This window comes from Winogradskyella sp. ABM4_392 (assembly GCF_056160445.1).
Window position 1 is genome coordinate 969,576 of record NZ_JBSWXE010000001.1, and the last position, 19,131, is coordinate 988,706.

General features: G+C 33.2%; 14 protein-coding genes and 1 tRNA gene. 9 read left to right on the forward strand and 6 right to left on the reverse strand.

The annotated features are described in order from the left end of the window. Window positions 1–30 precede the first annotated feature (30 nt). From thrC to ACXAFS_RS04240, 4 genes are all read right to left on the reverse strand, one after another. Window positions 31–1,335 (reverse strand): threonine synthase, encoded by a 1,305-nt coding sequence (gene thrC / locus ACXAFS_RS04225; protein ID WP_475305509.1) that lies wholly within the window; start codon window positions 1,333–1,335, stop codon window positions 31–33. Next, window positions 1,332–2,252, reverse strand: coding sequence for a homoserine kinase (locus tag ACXAFS_RS04230; RefSeq protein ID WP_475305510.1), 921 nt, complete (start codon window positions 2,250–2,252; stop codon window positions 1,332–1,334). The genes thrC and ACXAFS_RS04230 overlap by 4 nt, the downstream gene beginning before the upstream one ends. A gap of 6 nt (window positions 2,253–2,258) precedes the next feature. Further along, entirely contained in the window at window positions 2,259–4,706 is a 2,448-nt protein-coding gene (gene thrA, locus ACXAFS_RS04235; protein WP_475305511.1) for a bifunctional aspartate kinase/homoserine dehydrogenase I, read from the reverse strand. 155 nt (window positions 4,707–4,861) lie between these two features. Then, window positions 4,862–4,937 (reverse strand) — tRNA-Phe (locus tag ACXAFS_RS04240). Between the two features lie 102 nt (window positions 4,938–5,039). Here ACXAFS_RS04240 and ACXAFS_RS04245 point away from each other — a divergent pair. The 7 genes from ACXAFS_RS04245 (at window position 5,040) to ACXAFS_RS04275 (ending at window position 12,807) form a co-directional block, all read left to right on the forward strand. Further along, complete coding sequence (locus ACXAFS_RS04245) at window positions 5,040–5,768, forward strand: type III pantothenate kinase (RefSeq protein WP_475305513.1); 729 nt, start codon at window positions 5,040–5,042, stop codon at window positions 5,766–5,768. Beyond that, entirely contained in the window at window positions 5,768–7,093 is a 1,326-nt protein-coding gene (gene bamG, locus ACXAFS_RS04250; RefSeq protein WP_475305515.1) for a BamG family beta-barrel-assembly machinery protein, read from the forward strand. Before ACXAFS_RS04245 ends, bamG begins: the two co-directional genes overlap by 1 nt. A 15-nt stretch (window positions 7,094–7,108) precedes the next feature. Beyond that, entirely contained in the window at window positions 7,109–8,473 is a 1,365-nt protein-coding gene (locus ACXAFS_RS04255; protein WP_475305516.1) for a hypothetical protein, read from the forward strand. Next, window positions 8,473–9,039, forward strand: coding sequence for an LPS export ABC transporter periplasmic protein LptC (lptC, locus tag ACXAFS_RS04260; RefSeq protein ID WP_475305517.1), 567 nt, complete (start codon window positions 8,473–8,475; stop codon window positions 9,037–9,039). The genes ACXAFS_RS04255 and lptC overlap by 1 nt, the downstream gene beginning before the upstream one ends. Window positions 9,040–9,077: 38 nt before the next feature. Then, the gene (locus ACXAFS_RS04265; RefSeq protein ID WP_138435079.1) at window positions 9,078–9,269 is read left to right on the forward strand and encodes a hypothetical protein; all 192 of its coding nucleotides are present in this window, start codon (window positions 9,078–9,080) and stop codon (window positions 9,267–9,269) included. A 3-nt stretch (window positions 9,270–9,272) separates the two neighbouring features. Next, the gene (locus ACXAFS_RS04270) at window positions 9,273–10,562 is read left to right on the forward strand and encodes a hemolysin family protein (protein ID WP_475305519.1); all 1,290 of its coding nucleotides are present in this window, start codon (window positions 9,273–9,275) and stop codon (window positions 10,560–10,562) included. A 94-nt stretch (window positions 10,563–10,656) separates the two neighbouring features. Continuing rightward, on the forward strand, window positions 10,657–12,807 hold the full coding sequence (locus ACXAFS_RS04275; RefSeq protein WP_475305520.1) for a peptidylprolyl isomerase: 2,151 nt from the start codon (window positions 10,657–10,659) through the stop codon (window positions 12,805–12,807). A gap of 114 nt (window positions 12,808–12,921) precedes the next feature. Here the strand turns inward: ACXAFS_RS04275 and ACXAFS_RS04280 are convergent, their stop codons facing one another. Then, window positions 12,922–13,836 (reverse strand): GYDIA family GHMP kinase, encoded by a 915-nt coding sequence (locus tag ACXAFS_RS04280; protein WP_475305521.1) that lies wholly within the window; start codon window positions 13,834–13,836, stop codon window positions 12,922–12,924. Continuing rightward, a complete protein-coding gene (locus ACXAFS_RS04285) occupies window positions 13,836–15,149 on the reverse strand; it encodes a hydroxymethylglutaryl-CoA reductase, degradative (RefSeq protein WP_475305913.1) in 1,314 nt (437 codons plus the stop codon). Before ACXAFS_RS04285 ends, ACXAFS_RS04280 begins: the two co-directional genes overlap by 1 nt. A gap of 137 nt (window positions 15,150–15,286) precedes the next feature. Between ACXAFS_RS04285 and ACXAFS_RS04290 the strand changes: the two genes are divergently transcribed. Together ACXAFS_RS04290 and ACXAFS_RS04295 are read left to right on the forward strand one after the other, a co-directional pair. After that, the gene (locus tag ACXAFS_RS04290; protein ID WP_475305523.1) at window positions 15,287–17,518 is read left to right on the forward strand and encodes a S9 family peptidase; all 2,232 of its coding nucleotides are present in this window, start codon (window positions 15,287–15,289) and stop codon (window positions 17,516–17,518) included. A gap of 28 nt (window positions 17,519–17,546) precedes the next feature. After that, window positions 17,547–19,103 (forward strand): peptide MFS transporter, encoded by a 1,557-nt coding sequence (locus tag ACXAFS_RS04295; RefSeq protein WP_475305524.1) that lies wholly within the window; start codon window positions 17,547–17,549, stop codon window positions 19,101–19,103. Window positions 19,104–19,131 lie beyond the last annotated feature (28 nt).

A 19,131-nucleotide genomic window follows, 5' to 3' on the forward strand; every position in this document is an offset into this window, starting at 1 on the left:
TTTATAATTTGAAAAATAGATTGAAATAAATTAAGCGTTGTTTAAAAGAAAATGTTTTAGTTGGTTGTAGCTAGAAATTTTGACACTCTTCTTTTCTTTATGTAGAATAGATTTAATCTGAGAGGGCATTTCTATTTGGTCTGCTATTTGTTTTGGCATTACTGGTAAAAACTTAATAGGATGTGCTGTTTCTAAAAAGATGCCTTGTAGATCTGACTTATCTTTTAAATAACTCTTTAATGCGAGATAACCAATAGCGCCATGAGGATCTGCTACATAATAATATTTTTTATTTAGATATTCAATAGCTTCAATGGTTTCTTCATCCGAATAGCTATAGCCAGATAAGTTGTGTTTTAAGGCTTCGAAATTATTGTTATACAGTTGTTCTATACGAATAAAATTACTTGGAGCACCAACATCCATCGCATTGCTAATTGTAGCAACTGAGGCTTTGGTTTGGTAATTTCCTGTTTTTAAATATTCTGGAACAATATTATTTGCATTTGTGCCAGTGACAAAATGATCTATAGGTAAGCCTAGTTTTTGTGCCATCATACCTGCGCAAATATTTCCGTAATTGCCACTAGGTACAGAAAACACCAGTTTTTTACTTTTGTCTTTTAAAGCTTTATAGGCAAAAAAGAAATAAAACATTTGAGGTAACCAACGTGCAATATTTATAGAGTTTGCTGATGTTAAGTTACGTTTGCCTTTTAAGTCTTGGTCTAAAAATGCCGTCTTAACCATGTTTTGGCAATCATCAAAAACTCCATCAACTTCAAGTGCTGTAATATTCTGACCAAGCGTTGTAAGTTGTTTTTCTTGTATTTTGCTAACCTTTCCGCTTGGGTATAAGATAACAACGTCAACGCAATCTACTCCTAAAAATCCGCTAGCAACAGCTCCACCAGTGTCGCCCGAAGTAGCTACTAAAACCGTAACCTTATTTGTGTTTTGGTTATTACTGTTGAAATAACCAAGACAACGTGCCATAAAACGCGCTCCAACATCTTTAAATGCCATAGTTGGTCCATGGTATAATTCTAATGAAGCTATGTTTTTATCAATTTCAACTAAGGGAAAATGAAAGCTTAAAACATCTTTTAGAATAGATTTTAAATCTTCTTCAGGAATTTCATCTCCAACAAATTGTTTTATGGCTTCAAAAGCAATATCAACATGACTTAGTTTTTCAATATTTTGAAAAAAAGAATCCGGTAATTGTTGAATTGTCTTTGGAAAATACAGGCCCTTATCTGGTGCTAATCCTCTAACAACAGCTTCTTCAAATGTAACTTCTGGTGCGTTATGATTAAGGCTAAAATATGTCATTGAATTCGTGTTCCTGTTTTGCTAATGTGAGATACATAGGTGCTATAATCAATGCCTGAATTTTTATAAACGGCATCCATAGCTGCTTCAACTTTTTGAGCAATTTCTAGATTTTTACTAAGTGCGAATATAGAAGGTCCAGATCCTGAAATACCTGCTCCTAAAGCACCTGCTGAAATTGCAGATTGTTTAACATCGTCAAAAAGTGGAATTAATTTTTTTCGGTTTGGTTCTGCTACCAAATCAACTAATGAGCGGCCAATTAAATCAAAGTCATTACTATGCAAACCGCTGATTAATCCACCAACATTAGACCATTGTGTAATGGCTGTTTTTAAATCGATATGTGTTGGAACAACTTTGCGTGCATCTTCAGTTTTAATTTCAATTTGAGGGTGAATGATAGTGGCAACCAAATTTGTAGGAGTTGGTATGCTAACAATGTCTAAAGGTTCGTAGTTTTTAACCAGAATAAAGCCTCCGTAAAGTGCTGCTGCAACGTTGTCTGCAATGGCAGAACCACAAGCAGCTACTTCGCCTTGCATGGCAAAAAGGGTTAATTCTAAATTTGAATATTTGTTGCCTAATAACTGATTTACAGCAAACGCAGTACCTGAGGCACTCGCTGCGCTACTTCCCAATCCGCTGCCAGGTTTAAAATTTTTAAAAATTTGAATGTCTAATCCGAAGTTGGCTTTACTGTCTTTAAGCATGAGTAGAGCAACAACTCCAGCAACATTTTTATTGGCTTCATAAGGGAGATTTGCTCCTTCGATTTTTGAAATGACAACGTCTTTGCTGTCTGTTTTAGTGAAAATCATGTCGTCTCCCAAGGTTTCTAATGCAAAACCCATAGCGTCGTAACCACACGATACATTGGCAACAGTTGCAGGTGAAAACACTTTAATTTGATTCATGATTTTTTAATTTCTTCCTAAAGTTATGATATCTCCAAATAAACCAGAGGCTGTAACTTCTGCGCCAGCACCAGCACCTTTTATAATTAATGGTTGTTCTGTGTATCGTTCTGTGAAGAATAATACAATATTGTCTTTTCCTTTTAGGTTGTAAAAAGGATGTTCTTTGTTAATTTCTTTTAATCCAACACTTGTCTTTCCGTTGTTAAATTCAGCAACGTATTTTAGTTGAGAGTCTCTTTTTTGTGCTGATTTGTATAGCTCGCTAAAGTGTGAAGCTTCAGTTTTTAAAGTGTTGTAAAAATCATCAACAGTCTTAGCTTCTAAGCTTTCTTTAGGCAAAAACGATTGGTTTTTAATGTCTTTTAAATCGAGTTTGTAACCAGCTTCTCTGGCTAGAATTAATATCTTTCTGGCAACATCTACACCACTAAGATCTATTCTTGGGTCAGGCTCTGTGTAGCCTTCTTCTTGAGCTTGTTTTACGATGTCATGAAAACTACTCGTATCATCAAAATTATTGAATATAAAGTTTAGGCTTCCAGATAAAACGGCCTGAATAGAAGTCACCTTATCACCTGAGTTAACAAGGTTGTTTAATGTGTTGATTACAGGTAAACCTGCACCAACATTGGTTTCGAATAAAAATGAAGCATTATATTTTCTTGATAAATCCTTCAGTTCTTTATAATCTGAATATTTTGAAGAACAGGCAATTTTGTTGCAAGCGATAACCGAAATACTTTCTCTTAAATAATTTTTGTAAGTTTTTGCAACGTCTTCGTTTGCTGTAACGTCAATAAAAATGCTATTGCTGAGGTTAAGTTCTTTTATAGTGTCAAAAAATAATTTATGAGATTGTTTTTTGCCTTTTTGTAATTGCTCGTTCCAAGTGTTTAGGTTAATGCCTTCTTCTTCAAAAATCATTTTTTTTGAGTTGCTTATGCCAACAACTCTAACATTAAGTAGAAGATTTTCGTTAAGAAAATCTTGCTGTTTTTTGATCTGATTCAACAAAATACCACCAACATTTCCAACGCCAACAATAAACAGATTGAGTGTTTTAATTTGTTTTTCAAAAAAGCGATTGTGTAATGCTGTGAGTGCTTTTTTTATGTCTTTGTGAGAAATAACGGCAGAAATGTTTCGCTCAGAAGCGCCTTGAGCAATAGCTCTAACATTGACATTGTTGTTGCCTAGAGCTCTAAACATTCTGCCACTAATGCCTTGGTGATTTTTCATGTTATCTCCAACAACAGCAACAATGGCTAGGCTATCTTCAATGAGTAAAGGCTTTATTTTCTTTTTAGAAATTTCGTAAACAAATTCTTCATCCACAACGTGTTTTGCCTTTTTAGATTCAGAGCTAAAAACACCAACACAAATAGAATGTTCTGATGACGCTTGAGTAATCAAAACCACATTGATGTTGTTTCTTGATAGCGCGGAAAATAAACGCTTAGAAAATCCAGGAACACCAACCATACCATTGCCTTCTAAGGTTAATAAAGCTATATTTTCAATATGACTTATGCCTTTAACAGGTTGCTTTTTGTCTTTACCTTTTTTGGTGATTAAAGTTCCCTTTTCATCTGGTGAAAAAGTATTCTTTATGAGAATCGGAATCTTTTTTTGTAAGGCTGGTTGAACAGTTGGTGGGTACAGTACTTTCGCGCCAAAATGTGACAATTCCATGGCTTCCTGATACGAGATTTCTTCTATCGGAAATGCTTGTTTTACCAGTTTCGGATTTGCAGTGTACATGCCGCTAACATCAGTCCAAATTTCTAATACATCTGCTTTAACAGCTGAGGCAACTAAAGCTGCTGTGTAGTCAGAGCCTCCTCTTCCTAATGTTGTGGTTTCGTTGTTTTTATTTTTGGAAACAAAACCTGGTAGGACAATAATTTTATCTTTATTCTTTTTGAAGAATGAAGAAATATTAACTGTAGTTTCTTTTGTTTTTACGGCTGCATAAGTGAATGTAGAGTCGGTTAAAATCAGTTCTCTACTGTCTTTTAAAGAAGCGTTTTTTACAGTTTGCTGTAATGCTTCAGAAATGATGTAAGAGGATAAGAGTTCTCCAAAACTTACAATTTTATCAATGGTTTTATTAGAAAATTCGTTGATAAGATAAAGTCCTTGAAGAATTTGTTTCAATTCTTCAAGTTTGGTATTGACTTCATTTAATACTGCTTGTTTGTTTTTATTGTTAATTAATTCTTCAACAGTGTTAATATGACGATTGCTTATGTCTTGAAAAACTTTAATGTACTTCTCGTCTTTGTTTGTGGCGAGATTTCCGGCATCAATAAGCATGTCTGTTGTACCACCTAAAGCCGAAACAACAACTGCAATCTTATTTCTGTTAGATTCATTTTTCAGAATCTTAATAACCTTCGAGATATTTTCTGCATTGGCTACTGAAGTGCCACCAAACTTAAGTACTTTCACCTGTAAATTATTCTTTTAACAATTATATTAAAAAATGTGTAAAAAGGTAGGTGTCTAAGTAAATATATTAGGTAAAAACTAAGGTAGTGGTGTTTTTTGAATAAATATAATCTTTAAAAACCAAAAAACCCGATTCAATCGAATCGGGTCTTTGATGGTGGTGCCTCCAGGAATCGAACCAGGGACACAAGGATTTTCAGTCCTTTGCTCTACCAACTGAGCTAAGGCACCAGTTGCTTAATTAAGCGGATGCAAATATAAATTCATTTTTAGTATTACCAAAAAGAAAATTGTAAAATTTGATTTTATAAATTTGTTCCATATAAAAAGTGTATGAATCTTATTGTAGATGTAGGTAATACTTTTGTGAAATTGGCTGTTTTTGAGAATGATGAGCTAATTCATAAGGTTAGCTTTAAACTTTCTGAATTTAAAAAGGAATATAAAAAGCTAAAAAAAGATTTCCCGAAATTAAAACAGGCTATAATTTCTTCTGTTGGTAAATTATCTGAAAAGCAAATAGATTTAGTTGAGCAAGATTTAAAAGTTCTTGAATTAAGTCATAAGATAAAATTACCTTTTAAAAATCTTTACGATACACCAGAAACTCTTGGTGTAGACCGTATAGCACTGGTCAGTGCATCGATAAATCAGTTTCCAGATAATAACGTGTTAATTATAGATGCTGGTACTTGTGTAACGTATGATTTTGTAACCGATAAAAATGAGTATTTAGGTGGTGCTATTTCTCCTGGAATTAGACTAAGATATCATGCACTTCATAATTTAACAGCAAACCTTCCGTTATTAGAAAAGTACCAACCAGAAAACATAATTGGTAGTTCAACTGAATCTTCTATACACTCTGGTGTAATTATAGGAGTTGTTAAAGAAATTGATGGTGTTGTAGACCAATATAAAGCTAAACATCAAGATTTAACAGTTATTTTAACAGGTGGTGACGCCAATTTTTTGTCAAACCAATTAAAAAATAGCATATTTGCGAATTCAAATTTTCTATTGGAGGGTTTGAATTATATTCTAGATTTTAATTCAAAATAATGATAAAGAAACTCATTGTAATTTGTATTGCAATTATAAGTTCTAGTGTTTTTGCACAACAAGGTACAGCATCACCATATTCATTTTACGGTATAGGTAGCCTTAAGTTTAAGGGCACTGTAGAAAACCGTAGTATGGGCGGTATTGGTGTTTATTTAGATAGTATACATCTTAATTTAAGAAATCCAGCTTCTTATGTAGGGAAAAATGTAGATGCTTTTCCATATGATGGGGAGAGTAGACCAGTGAAGTTTGCTGTAGCAGGTTCTTCTTCTAATATAACTTTAAAGAGTGAGTCTAGTGAAGCAGAAGGTAATAGCTCTACTTTTGATTATATTGCTCTGTCTGTTCCGGTAGGTAAGTTTGGATTTGGATTTGGATTATTGCCTTATACTTCTGTTGGTTACAAATTAGATGATCTTAATGACGATAACGACTTGGTAAATCGCTTTAGAGGGGAAGGTGGAGTTAACAGAGTTTTTGCAGGGATTGGATATCAAATTACTGATAAACTCGGTATTGGTGTTGATTTTAATTACAATTTTGGTAATATTCAAAATTCAGCTATTGAGTTTGCTTACACACAAGACGGAGAGTTGATAGAGCTTCAAACCAGAGAGGATAGTAGGTCAGATTTAAGTGGTTTAAATCTGAACTTTGGATTGGCTTACAAGACTAAAATTACCGACAAATTAGAATTGTCTGCAACTGCAACATATGCACCACAGAGTCAATTAGCTTCAGACAATACGCGCACATTTTCAACAGTTATAGTAAATACTACAACAGATTCTGAAACAGTTCTAAATACCATTGATGCTAACCTAGAAGGTCAGAATTTAAAGAAGACAGAGTTAACATTGCCTTCAAGATGGTCTATTGGAACAGGTCTTGGTAAACCACAATCTTGGTTTATTGGTGCAGAGTATACTTTTCAGAATACAAGTAGTTTTTCTAATCCTTTTTACAGTAACAATGTATCTAGTTTTGAAAATGCCTCTGAATTTGCAATAGGTGGTTTTTTTATCCCAGATTATGATGCTTTTAGAGGGTATTTTAAACGAGTTGTTTACAGAGCAGGAATCAACTTTGCAAATACTGGTTTAGTAGTAAAAAATGAATCGATAAAAGAGTTTGGCATATCTTTTGGTTTAGGATTACCAGTTGGTCAAAGATCTCGAGATCCATTCTCAAATTTGAACCTAGGTCTTGAAATTGGAAAACGAGGAACAACTAACAATAATTTAATCCAAGAGAATTTTATAAACTTTAATGTAAGTTTATCTTTAAACTCTAGATGGTTTAGACAAAAGAAGTACAACTAACAATAATAATAAAAGATGAAGACGAGAATTACTATACTACTAGCGGCTCTTTTTGTAAGCTTCAATATTAGTTTTGCTCAGCAAGATGAAGAGTGCATGAATAACTTATCGATTTTTGATAGTTATGTGAAGACAAAAAAATATGATGATGCTTACGAGCCATGGAAAATTGTGCGTAATAAGTGTCCAAAATTCAACAGAGCTATTTATGTTCATGGTGAGAAAATTTTAACACATAAAATTGAAAATTCAACAGGTGCAGAACAAGTAGCACATATCAATGATTTAATGTTGCTTTTCGATCAAAGTAGAGAGAATTTCCCATCTAAATATGATGAAGGCGAAATTTTAGTTGATAAAGCAAACTTGGCATACAAATATCAAAAAGAGTTAGCCAAAACGGATGATCAGTTGTTTAACATGTTTGATAATGCTTATGTAAAGGATGTTAAAAACTTTACAAACGCAAAAGGACTATATACTTACTTTTCTTTAATGGTAGATTTGTTTGATGCAGGTGCAAAACCAGCTCAACAAATGTTTGATAAGTATGATGATGTTATAGAAGTTATAGAAAACATTGTAGGCGATAATACCTTAAAACTAAATAAATTGGTGGAGAAGGAAGAGTCAGGTGGAACTTTAACTAAAAGAGAAGGGAAATTAAAGAATTATTACGAAGCTAATATTAAGGCTTTAGAAGAGCAAGTTGTACCAAGTATGGACAAGAAGCTTGGTGATAGAGCTAACTGTGAAGTACTAATACCTTTATATGAAAAGAATTATGAGGATAACAAAAATGATGGTATTTGGTTACAAAGAGCAATGAATCGTATGTATGCCAAAGGCTGTAAAGAAGATCCTTTATTCTTAAAGTTAGTTCAACAAAAGAATAGTATTGAGCCAAGTGCAGATACATCTTACTACTTATATCTTTTAACTGGAGAGCAGAAGTATTTTGATCAGACTTTAGATTTAGAGCCAGATCCTTTAAAGAAAGCAAAGCTTTACAAAAAGTTAGCTAATGAGTTAAAAGCTAAGGGAAGCTATAGCAGAGCTAGACAGTACTACATGGAGTCTATGAAATTGAATCCATCTGACGGTTCACCTTATTTAGCAATCTCTGCAATGTACGCAAAGAGTGCTAATAGCTGTGGAGACTCTAACTTTAACAAAAGAGCAGTATTCTGGTTAGCAGCTTTAGAAGCAGAAAAAGCTGGTAGAGTAGATGGTCGTTTAAAATCTGCAGCAGCAAAATCTGCAGCTAGTTATAGAGCAAGTGCACCTTCTAAATCAGATATATTTACAGAAGGTAATGCAGGGCAAACTATTAGAATTGGATGTTGGATAGGACGTTCTGTAACAGTGCCAAATATTTAATGAAAATAAAATATTCACATATCATAAAAAACTTAGTCACAGTGTTTGCTGTGACTTTGTTTTTTTCGTGTGAAAATAACTTTAGCGATGTTCAAAAAGTAGGGATTCTTCAAAATCAACCTATAGGCGAAGCCGCAAGCATCGATTTAAAGTATACTGAATTTATCAAAGATTCTGTAAGGCTAAAGGCAAATCTTATTAGTCCTAAAATGCTCGATTTTTCTAATCGAGATTTTGCGTTTTCTGAATTTCCGGATGGTATATTATTAAAACTCTATGACGATGATGGTAAAATGACAACCATTACGTCGCGTTACGCTATTTTTTATACAGATACAGATATTATAGATTTAAGAGGTAATGTCACTATAACAACGCATCAAAACGAAAAACTGGTAACAGATCAGTTGTATTACAACGAAAAGTTAGAATGGGTATTTACAAACGAACCTTGGGTGTTTAATAGGGCTCAAGGTCCATTACATGGAATAGGGTTTGATTCAGATAAGGACTTTAAGAATTTTCAGATGTTAGAAATGGGTGGCGATTTTGAACTCGATAATTAACTATCTTTGTAACTTAGTTTTACTTAGATAAATTACACATGAAACTTCTTAAAATATTTCAATTCGCTTACATCATATTTGCAATTCTATTTCTTTGGGATGCAATCACTAATTGGTCTGTAGACAGAAACAGATCTTATATGTCTTTGTTTTTTGTAGCGCTGGCAGTATTTATGTTCTTTTTTAGAAAGCGTTTTGCGAGCAAATTTCAAGATAGAAACAAAGATTAACGTATGACTTTAGATATAGTCGTAATTATAGTTACACTTATACTTTCAGCATTCTTTTCTGGGATGGAAATAGCTTATGTGTCTTCAAATAAAATACATATTGAGCTTGAGAAAAAACAGGAAGACTTTTTAGGTAAAATACTTACCAAGTTAACAGCAAAACCATCTAAATACATTGCTACAATGCTAATTGGTAACAATATAGCATTGGTTATTTATGGTCTAAAAATGGGTGATGTCTTAGTAAAATGGTTTCAGTCTATGTTGCCGTCAGATAGCACGGTTTTAACCTATCTTTTTTATGATCTACAGTTGTTAACCCAAACTGTAATTTCAACGTTTATTATTTTAATCACTGCCGAATTTTTACCAAAGGTATTTTTTCAAATTTATGCTAATACCTTAATGAAAGTTTTGGCACTACCAACATACGTTTTTTATATAATTTTTAGTTGGATTTCTGATTTTGTACTCTGGATATCTGATGCGGTTTTAAAATATGTTTTTAAAGCTAAAGGTGAAGATGTCGTACTGGCAATGACTAAGGTAGAATTAGGAAATTATATTAGTGAGCAAATGGAATCTGTCGAAGATCATGAAGAAGTTGATAGTGAAATACAGATTTTTCAAAATGCATTGGAATTTTCTGAAGTAAAAGCTAGAGAAGTTATGGTGCCACGTACAGAAATCTCTGCTGTAGATATTTCAGAATCTATTGAAAATTTAACGCAACTTTTCATCGAAACAGGACGAACAAAAATTATTGTTTACAAGGATAATATAGACGATATTTTAGGATATGTACATGCTTTTGAGTTGTTTAAAAAACCAAAGGATATTAAGTCTATTATTATTCCTGTTAGTTTTGTGCCTGAAACTATTTTGATAAAAGATGTGCTTAATATCTTAACTAAAAAACGTCAAAGTATTGCTGTAGTTATTGATGAATATGGTGGCACGTCTGGCCTTATGTCTGTAGAAGACATCGTTGAAGAATTATTCGGTGAGATTGAAGATGAACATGATACTCTAGAAATGACCGAAGAACAAATAGACGAAAACACCTATAGATTTTCTGCAAGGTTAGAAGTAGATTATATAAATGAAACTTATAAATTAGACCTTCCTGAAAGCGAGACCTATGAAACTTTAGGTGGCTTAATCGTTGATGAAACCGAAGGAATCCCTGAAAAAAACGAAGATATTCTGATTAATAATTTTAAGTTTACTATTGAAGAAGTGTCTTCAACCAAAATAGATATTGTAAGACTTAAAATTCTCGATGTAGACTAATAATAACAATAGCTTACAAAAACTATACTTCTCCTTTTATTATTTCTTAGAAAATACTATTTTCGCAGACTTATTTATACGAAAAATTTAAGAAATGGCAATTTTAAATAAAATTAGACAGCGTTCACTAATCTTAATATTAGTAATAGCATTAGCACTATTTGCGTTTGTTATACAAGGAGTAATTGATAATCCAAATGCATTCTCAGGTTCTCAAGGTGTTGTTGCAACCGTTAATGGAAAGGATATTGATATAACTGAATTTCAGCAAAAAGTAAAGAATTACCAAGATGGTGCTGGTGGAAGAATTTCTTCAACTCAGGCAATGAATGCTATTTACAATCAAGAGTTACGCAATATCATTTTAAATGAAGAGTATGAGGCGCTTGGTTTGTCTGTAGAAAAAGATGAAATGCGAGATTTACTTAAAAACAGCTTTCAGTCTTACCCTGAGTTTCAAGACGAAAATGGTAATTTTGATGTGAACCGTCTAAATGCCTTCATAGCAAACCTAAAAGATCTTAAAGGAGAAAGAGCACCTTTAGGTAATTTTTCGATTAATTTTCAAGATTGGACAAATACCGAACAAAATATAGCTAATAGTTCACTTCAGCAAACCTATTATAACATGATTAAGGCTGGAGTAAGTACTACCATAGCCGAGGCAAAAGATGAGTACTTAGCCGATGCTAAAAATGTAGATATTCGCTTTGTGCAAATCCCATATACAACTATTGTAGATAGTTTAGTGCAAGTATCTAAGTCTGATATTAAGGCTTACATGAAAGATCATGAAGAGCAATTTAAAGCAGATGCAAATAGAGAAGTAGTTTATGTAGAATTTAAAGAGGAAGCATCTAAAGAAGACGAGGAAGCTATTAAAACCGCACTTTTAAAATTAAAAAGTGATACCGCAGAATATAACGAAAGTAGCGGAAACACAGATACCATTCCTGGTTTTGATAGTGTATCTGATGTTGCTGAGTTCATCAACTCTAATTCAGACATTAAGTTTAATGATACATTTTTAAGAGCAGAGCAAATATCAGCGACAGCAAAAGACAGTATAATAAAGTTAGAAGTAGGAGGGTATTATGGACCATATAAGGATGGTGAGTATTTCAAACTTTCAAAAATGCTAGCTAAAAAGCAAATGCCAGACTCAGTTAAAACTAGACATATATTAATTCCATTTTTAGGTTCGGCATCAGCAGGTCCAGATGTTACATTAACAAAAGAGCAGGCAAATAATCGAGCAGATAGTCTATATAATATTTTAAAAACTAATAAATCTAAGTTTGATGAATTTGTTACAGAATATTCTACAGATCAAGGTAGTGTTGATAATGGAGGTCGTTACGATTGGTTTGCTTATAATAGAATGGTAGCTCCATTCAGAGATTTTTCTTTTAATGGAAAAACAGGTGATATGGGTGTTGTAGAAACAACTTATGGATTTCATATTATAGAGATTGAAGGTCAAAAAGGAGAATCTGATACTTATAAAATTGGAACTTTAGCAAGAAAAATAGAACCATCTCAAAAAACATTGGATGAGGTATTTAACAGTATGTCTAAGTTTGAAATCGCTGCAAAGGATGGTGATTTTACAGAATTAGCTAAAGAACGTGAGTTGGCTGTAAAACCAATAACGTTTAAAGAATTAGATGAAAATATTCCAGGTTTAGGAAGTCAGAGACAAGTCGTACGTTGGGCATTTGAAGAAACTACTGATGTTGGCGAATACAAAAATTTCCCAATTTCTGGTTTTGGATTTATCGTTGCAAAATTAGTTGAGAAGAACGAAGAAGGTTTAATGAGTGTTGAAGATGCTTCAGTTTCTGCTTTACCTGAAATTAGAAAAGAGAAGAAGGCTCAAATGATTCGTGAGAAGATTAAGGCATCTTCTGTAGATGAAATTGCTAAGAATCAAGGTCAGAGTCCTAAGACAGCTGCAGCTCTTACTTTAAAGAACACAACGCTTGCAGGTGCTGGTGTGGAGCCAAAAGTAATTGGTGCTGCATTTGGTTTAGAGCAAGGTAAAACGTCTAAACCTATAGATGGAGAAAAAGGTGTATATGTAATTGAAGTTACTAAAGTAACTGAAGCTACAGAGTTAGACAACTACACATCTATAATGAACAGGCTAAATGTAACAAGACGTGGTGCTGTACAAGGAAAAGTATACCAAGCATTAGAAAAAGCTGCAGATATCGAAGATAACAGAGCGAAAACAGTTTACTAAAATAAAGTACATTATAAAAAAAGGCTTCACAGAAATGTGAAGCCTTTTTTATTTCTAATAACGCGCTGTTTGTCTGAAAATTTAATTATCTAAAGATCTAAAAGTCTAAACCTATCATTTAACCATTTCAGTAAATGGAATGATAACATCTAGTCCTTTTGATTTAAAGTAGTCGTTAGGATCACTTTCTGAAGTTGTTAAGATAAAGTCACCTCCCCAAGCTCCTAAACTCTTAATGCATCCATTATAATCGCTAAAAAATCTTGATTTAATAGGTGTTTGATCAATTAATTGACCTATTAGTTCTTCATGTTTAGTTATCAGATTTTCAAAAACGGTAAGTTCAGAGCAATTGATAATGCTTTCCGTAAGCGAATTGACTTCACAAATTACGCTGCTATTTAATTTGTTTAATGTTTTGTAGGCTTTAATACCATCTCTGCTATTTTGTTTTTGATTAAGGTAAACGAAATATAATTGGTCTTTGAAACTAGGATTAAAATCAATAGGAGCTACTAATGGTTGTTTGTTTTTATCTAGCTGAAAAGTTATGGGAGTATTATGTTGAGCGCAAGCAATATCATAACCGCTTCCACCAAAAGTTTTTTCTAAAAGCTGATAAGCATTAACATCTGCCCATTGTGCAATATTGTTTATCAATGTAGAGGAAGTTCCCAGTCCCCATTTTCTGTTAAACTCTAAATGCGTTGAAATCTTATACCCTTTTTGAGTTTTTAAAAAGTTAGGATTTAGTTGCTGAACGGATTCAAGAATCTGTACTAATCGAGAAGAAATATCATTATCATTCTCAATGGTTTTAAAAATCTCACCATTTTCTAAAGTGAAACTATTTTCAAACCAAACATTTCCCTTTTCATCATAGCTTTTCCAGGTTAAGGAATTGTTGTTGTCTTCTTCAACTTTAAGACTTTGACCATATTTTGTTGGTATGGCTAATGATTTTGCACCATCTAGCACAACGTATTCACCAGTGATTAATAATTTTCCATTGCTTTTGAAGGTTGTCATTAGCGTCTTATGTTTTCAATAGCTTCAACAACTGCACTATGTGTTACCACGTTAGTTTTAAAATGCTCTACTATTTTTTCTTTTTCTTCTGAGGTAGCTTCAAACTGATTTAATATGTTCATTAAATGCATCTTCATATGACCTTCTTGAATACCAGTTGTAGTTAAAGATTTTACAGCTGCAAAATTCTGAGCTAAGCCTGCTACAGCAACAATTTGCATTAGGTCTTTTGCAGATGGTTTTTCAAGCATTTCTAAAGCAAACTTAACCAATGGATGTAAACTTGTAAGGCCTCCAACTGTTCCCAATGCAAGTGGAATTTCAATCCAAAATTTAAAAATATCGTTTTCAATAGAGCAGTGCGTTAAACTTTTATATTTTCCATCTTTTGAAGCGTATGCATGCACACCAGCTTCAACAGCTCTAAAGTCGTTACCTGTCGCTAAAACCACAGCGTCAATGCCGTTCATTATACCTTTGTTATGTGTTACAGCTCTGTAAGGTTCAGCTTCAGCGATGTTAACCGCTTGTTTAAATTTTTCGGCAAATAATGTTGGGTTAGAAATGTCCTTGCTTTTTAAATCAGTTATAGAACAAGATACTTCAGCTTTAACCAGGCAATTTGGCACATAGTTAGAGAGTATGCTCATTACAATGTTTACATCGTCTTCTAATTGTGTTTGTGCTTCGGCTTTAAAGGTTTTAGCAAACTGTTCTAAACAAGAATTTATAAAATTAGCACCCATGGCATCTAGCGTTTCAAACGTGGCGTGCAATTGGTAGTAGTGCTTTAAATCTTCGGTTTTATTTCTAAGTTCAATATCTAAAATACCTCCACCACGACGTTCCATGTTTTTAGTGATGGACTTTGTATCTTCAATCAGTTTTGGTTTTACACGTTCAAAAAATGATTGTAATGCTTCAAAATTACCAGAATACGTAAAATGAACCTGACCAATTTTTTCAGTCGAAATCACTTCAGCCTTAAAACCACCTCTATCTAGCCAAAATTTTGCCGCCTTACTAGCTGCTGCAACCACAGAACTTTCTTCTATCGCCATTGGTACAGTGTAAATCTTATTGTTAATGGAAAAGTTGGGTGCTACACCTAGAGGTAAATAATAATTAGTAATGGTGTTTTCTATAAACTCATCGTGAAGCTTTTGAAGCTTTTCGTCAGAATTCCAATACTGTTGTACTAGGTTTCGAGCATTTTCTTTATTAGAAAAATAAGTATCTAAAAGCCACTCAATCTTTTCAGATTTAGATAGTTTAGAGAAGCCAGAAATAGCGGTTGGCATAGTTAAATCGATTTTGAATTGCAAAGATACTTAGGTTTGGTATAAAATGTGTGCCTATTCCACTATTATTGCCGATTTACTGTTAATAATGCCTGATTTTTGCATATTTTTTAGTAAACTTGGCATTGCTTTATCGAAAAAAGATTAATATGAAATTGAGATACTTCGTAGTCATTATTGGATTCCTAACTACCACCTTGATTTACAGTCAGGATAAACAAATTGCCCTCGAAGATATTTGGAGCGGTGCCTTTAGAACAGAAGGTATGCAAGCCTTACATTCTATGAATAACGGAACACAATATTCCGTATTAAACTACAACAGGCAAAACGGTACAGCTACCATAGATGTTTACGATTACAAAACTTTAGAAAAAGTAAAGACCTTAGTGTCTTCTGAAGATATTTCAGAGATACGAGGTTTTTTTGATTATACGTTTAGCGAAGATGAGTCTAAAGTGGTTTTAACAACCAACGAAATTCCTGTCTACAGAAGATCTGCTTTGGGTGAATATTATGTGTATGATATCAACACAAAACAAATAACTAAGGTTTCTGACCAAATGGTACAAGAGCCAACCTTATCGCCAGATGGAACTAAAATTGCTTATGGGTTTGAAAATAACCTCTATATAAAAGATTTAAGTTCAGGTAAAGTAACGCAAATCACTAATGATGGTGAGAAGAATAAAATCATCAATGGTATTACCGATTGGGTATATGAAGAAGAGTTCAGTTTTGTAAGAGCGTTTGATTGGAATGCAGATAGCAACTTAATAGCTTTTATACGTTTTGATGAATCTGAAGTACCAGAGTTTTCTATGGATGTTTATGGTTCAGGACTTTATCAAACACAACAAGTGTTTAAGTATCCTAAAGCAGGTGAGAAGAACTCAAAAGTATCGCTTCATTTATACGATTTACAAGCTGAAAAACTTCAAGAATTAAAAGTAGATAAGTTTTACGAAGACTTTTACATTCCTAGAATAAAGTGGACAAACGATACAAATGTGCTAAGTGCGCAATACATGAACCGTCATCAAAACGAATTAGACCTGTGGTTTATAAACACTAAAACTAATGCTTCTGATTTAGTACTAGCTGAAAAGGATGATGCGTATATCGATGTAACTTTCAACCTAACATTTTTGAAAGATAATAGCTTTATCTGGACGAGCGAGAAAGATGGTTTTAATCATATTTACCACTATGACAAATCAGGAAAGTTGATCAATCAGGTAACAGATGGCAATTGGGAAGTTACCGATTATTATGGCTTTAATGAAAAAGCAAATACCATATACTTCCAATCTACTGAAAACGGTTCTATAAACAGAGATGTATATTCAGTAAAGTTAAATGGAAAAAATAAAACGCAATTAACAAAAACTGAAGGGACAAACAGTGCTTCTTTTAGTGCTGATTTCACTTATTTTATTAATACACATTCTAGTGCAACTACACCATACGAATATACCTTGCACGATTCTAAGAGTGGAAATCTTGTAAAAGGGATTAAGGACAACGATCGCTTAGCTCAAAAAGTAGGAGATTATGTAACTTCAAAAAAGGAGTTTAGCACAATAAATGTTAATGGTAACGATTTAAATATGTGGATGATTAAACCTGCTAATTTTGATGAGAGCAAGCAGTATCCATTATTTATGTATCAATACTCAGGTCCAGGTTCTCAGCAAGTGGCAAACCGTTGGAATGGTGCTAATGATTATTGGTATCAGATGCTGGCGCAACAAGGCTATATTGTAGTTTGTATAGATGGAAGAGGAACAGGTTTTAAAGGAGCAGACTTCAAAAAAGTTACACAAAAAGAATTAGGGAAATATGAGGTTGAAGATCAAATAGAAGCGGCTAAAAAGTTAGGATCTCTGCCTTATATAGATGCTTCTCGCATCGGAATTTGGGGTTGGAGCTATGGTGGTTTTATGAGTAGCAATGCTTTATTTAAAGGTAATGATGTGTTTAAAATGGCAATTGCTGTAGCACCTGTGACGAGTTGGAGGTTTTACGATACCATTTATACAGAACGTTACATGACCACACCAGATGAAAATCCTAATGGTTACGATGATAACTCACCTATTAATCATGTCGATAAATTAAAAGGTGATTTCTTAGTAATACATGGAACAGGAGATGATAATGTACATGTACAGAATACCATGCGCATGGTTGAAGCTTTAATCCAAGCAGATAAGCAATTTGAATGGATGATTTATCCAGACAAAAACCATGGCATCTATGGTGGTAACACAAGATTACACCTTTATAAAAAGATGACGAATTTTATCCACAAAACTTTAGGTGATAAAAGAGAGAACACTCTTAAAGAAGAAAAAGAGCCATCTAAAATTAAAGGCTAACTAACAAAAACTAACTAATACAAATTTTATGTCAACAGCAATTAAACAACCGCATCAAAAAGAACTATTTGGTCATCCAGTAGGACTATATATTTTATTCTTAACTGAAATGTGGGAAAGATTTTCCTATTATGGGATGAGAGCATTATTAGTCTTGTATATGACAACAGCTACAATTGGTGACGATCGAGGTGCTGGTTTAGGATGGACAAGTAAAGAGGCTCTTGCACTTTACGGATGGTATACAATGCTTGTGTATGTCATGTCTATTCCTGGAGGTATGATTGCTGATAAATTAATAGGTCAGAAAAAGGCTGTATTAGTTGGCGCAATTATTCTCTGTTTAGGACATGGTGTTCTTGTACTTACTGATATATGGGCATTCTATACTGGTCTTGGTTTGGTGATTTTAGGTGTAGGATTACTTAAGCCAAACATATCAACAATGGTTGGTGGACTTTATAAAGAAGGTGATATTAGAAGAGATAAAGGTTTTAGTATATTTTATATTGGGATAAATCTTGGTTCATTATTAGCGACTTTAATAGTTGGTCTTGTAGTTGCAGAATGGGGTTGGCATGCTGGCTTCGGTCTTGCAGGAATAGTTATGGTTTTAGGGTTGATTAATTACTTATATGGACAGAAATATTTGAAAGAAGTTGGTGATTATATTCCACCTTCAAAGGATGATCCTGAAGAAATATCTTACGGAAAGCTATACTCAAAACTTTTTAAATCATCTACTCAATTAGTAATTACACTAATTTTGGTTGGTTTATCAGCTGTGGGATGGTATTTTTTAGGTTGGGGATATGGTTTGTTGTTTTTATTCTTAACTGCAATCACAGCTTTATTAATGATGATTTACAAAGAACTTGATTCCAAGGCTTATAAAGATCGTTTTTTAGTGCTTTTACTTTCTTTTATAATGGTAATTATATTTTGGGGAGCATTTGAGCAAGCGGGTGGATTAATGAATTTATATACAGAAACTAATACAGACAGAATGTTGTTTGGTTGGGAGGTTCCAACTGTAATGTTTCAAAGTTTAAATGCAGGCTTTATAATAATATTCGCTACCATAGTAGCTGGATATTGGGCTAAAAGAAAATTAAAGGGTAAAGAAGCTTCTTCTTTATTTAAGATGGCATTAGGTATAATAATCATGGGATTCGGTTTTTTATTCATGGTTTTTGCAGCGATGGAGTTTGAGAAGTCTGGATCTTCAAGTATGTTATGGTTAGTTTTAGCATATTTGTTTCATACAATAGGTGAATTATGTATTTCGCCAGTAGCACTTTCTTTCATAACAAAATTAGCACCTGTTAAGTATGCTTCGTTAATGATGGGTGTTTACTTTGCCGCTACAGGTTTAGGAAATAAAGTTGCTGGAATAGTAGGTGAGTCAGCAACAGATTATGGTGAAAAGACTATTTTTATGGGTATTTTGATATTCACGGTTATTATAGGTGGTTTATTCATTTCAATTTTAAAACCTCTAAAACGTTTAACTCATGGTGTTGAAGATCAAGAAAGAGATTTAAAACATGAAGAAGCAGAAGGTTTTGAACTAGCTGATAATTAAAAAAAAATATATAAAACAAGCCTTAGGA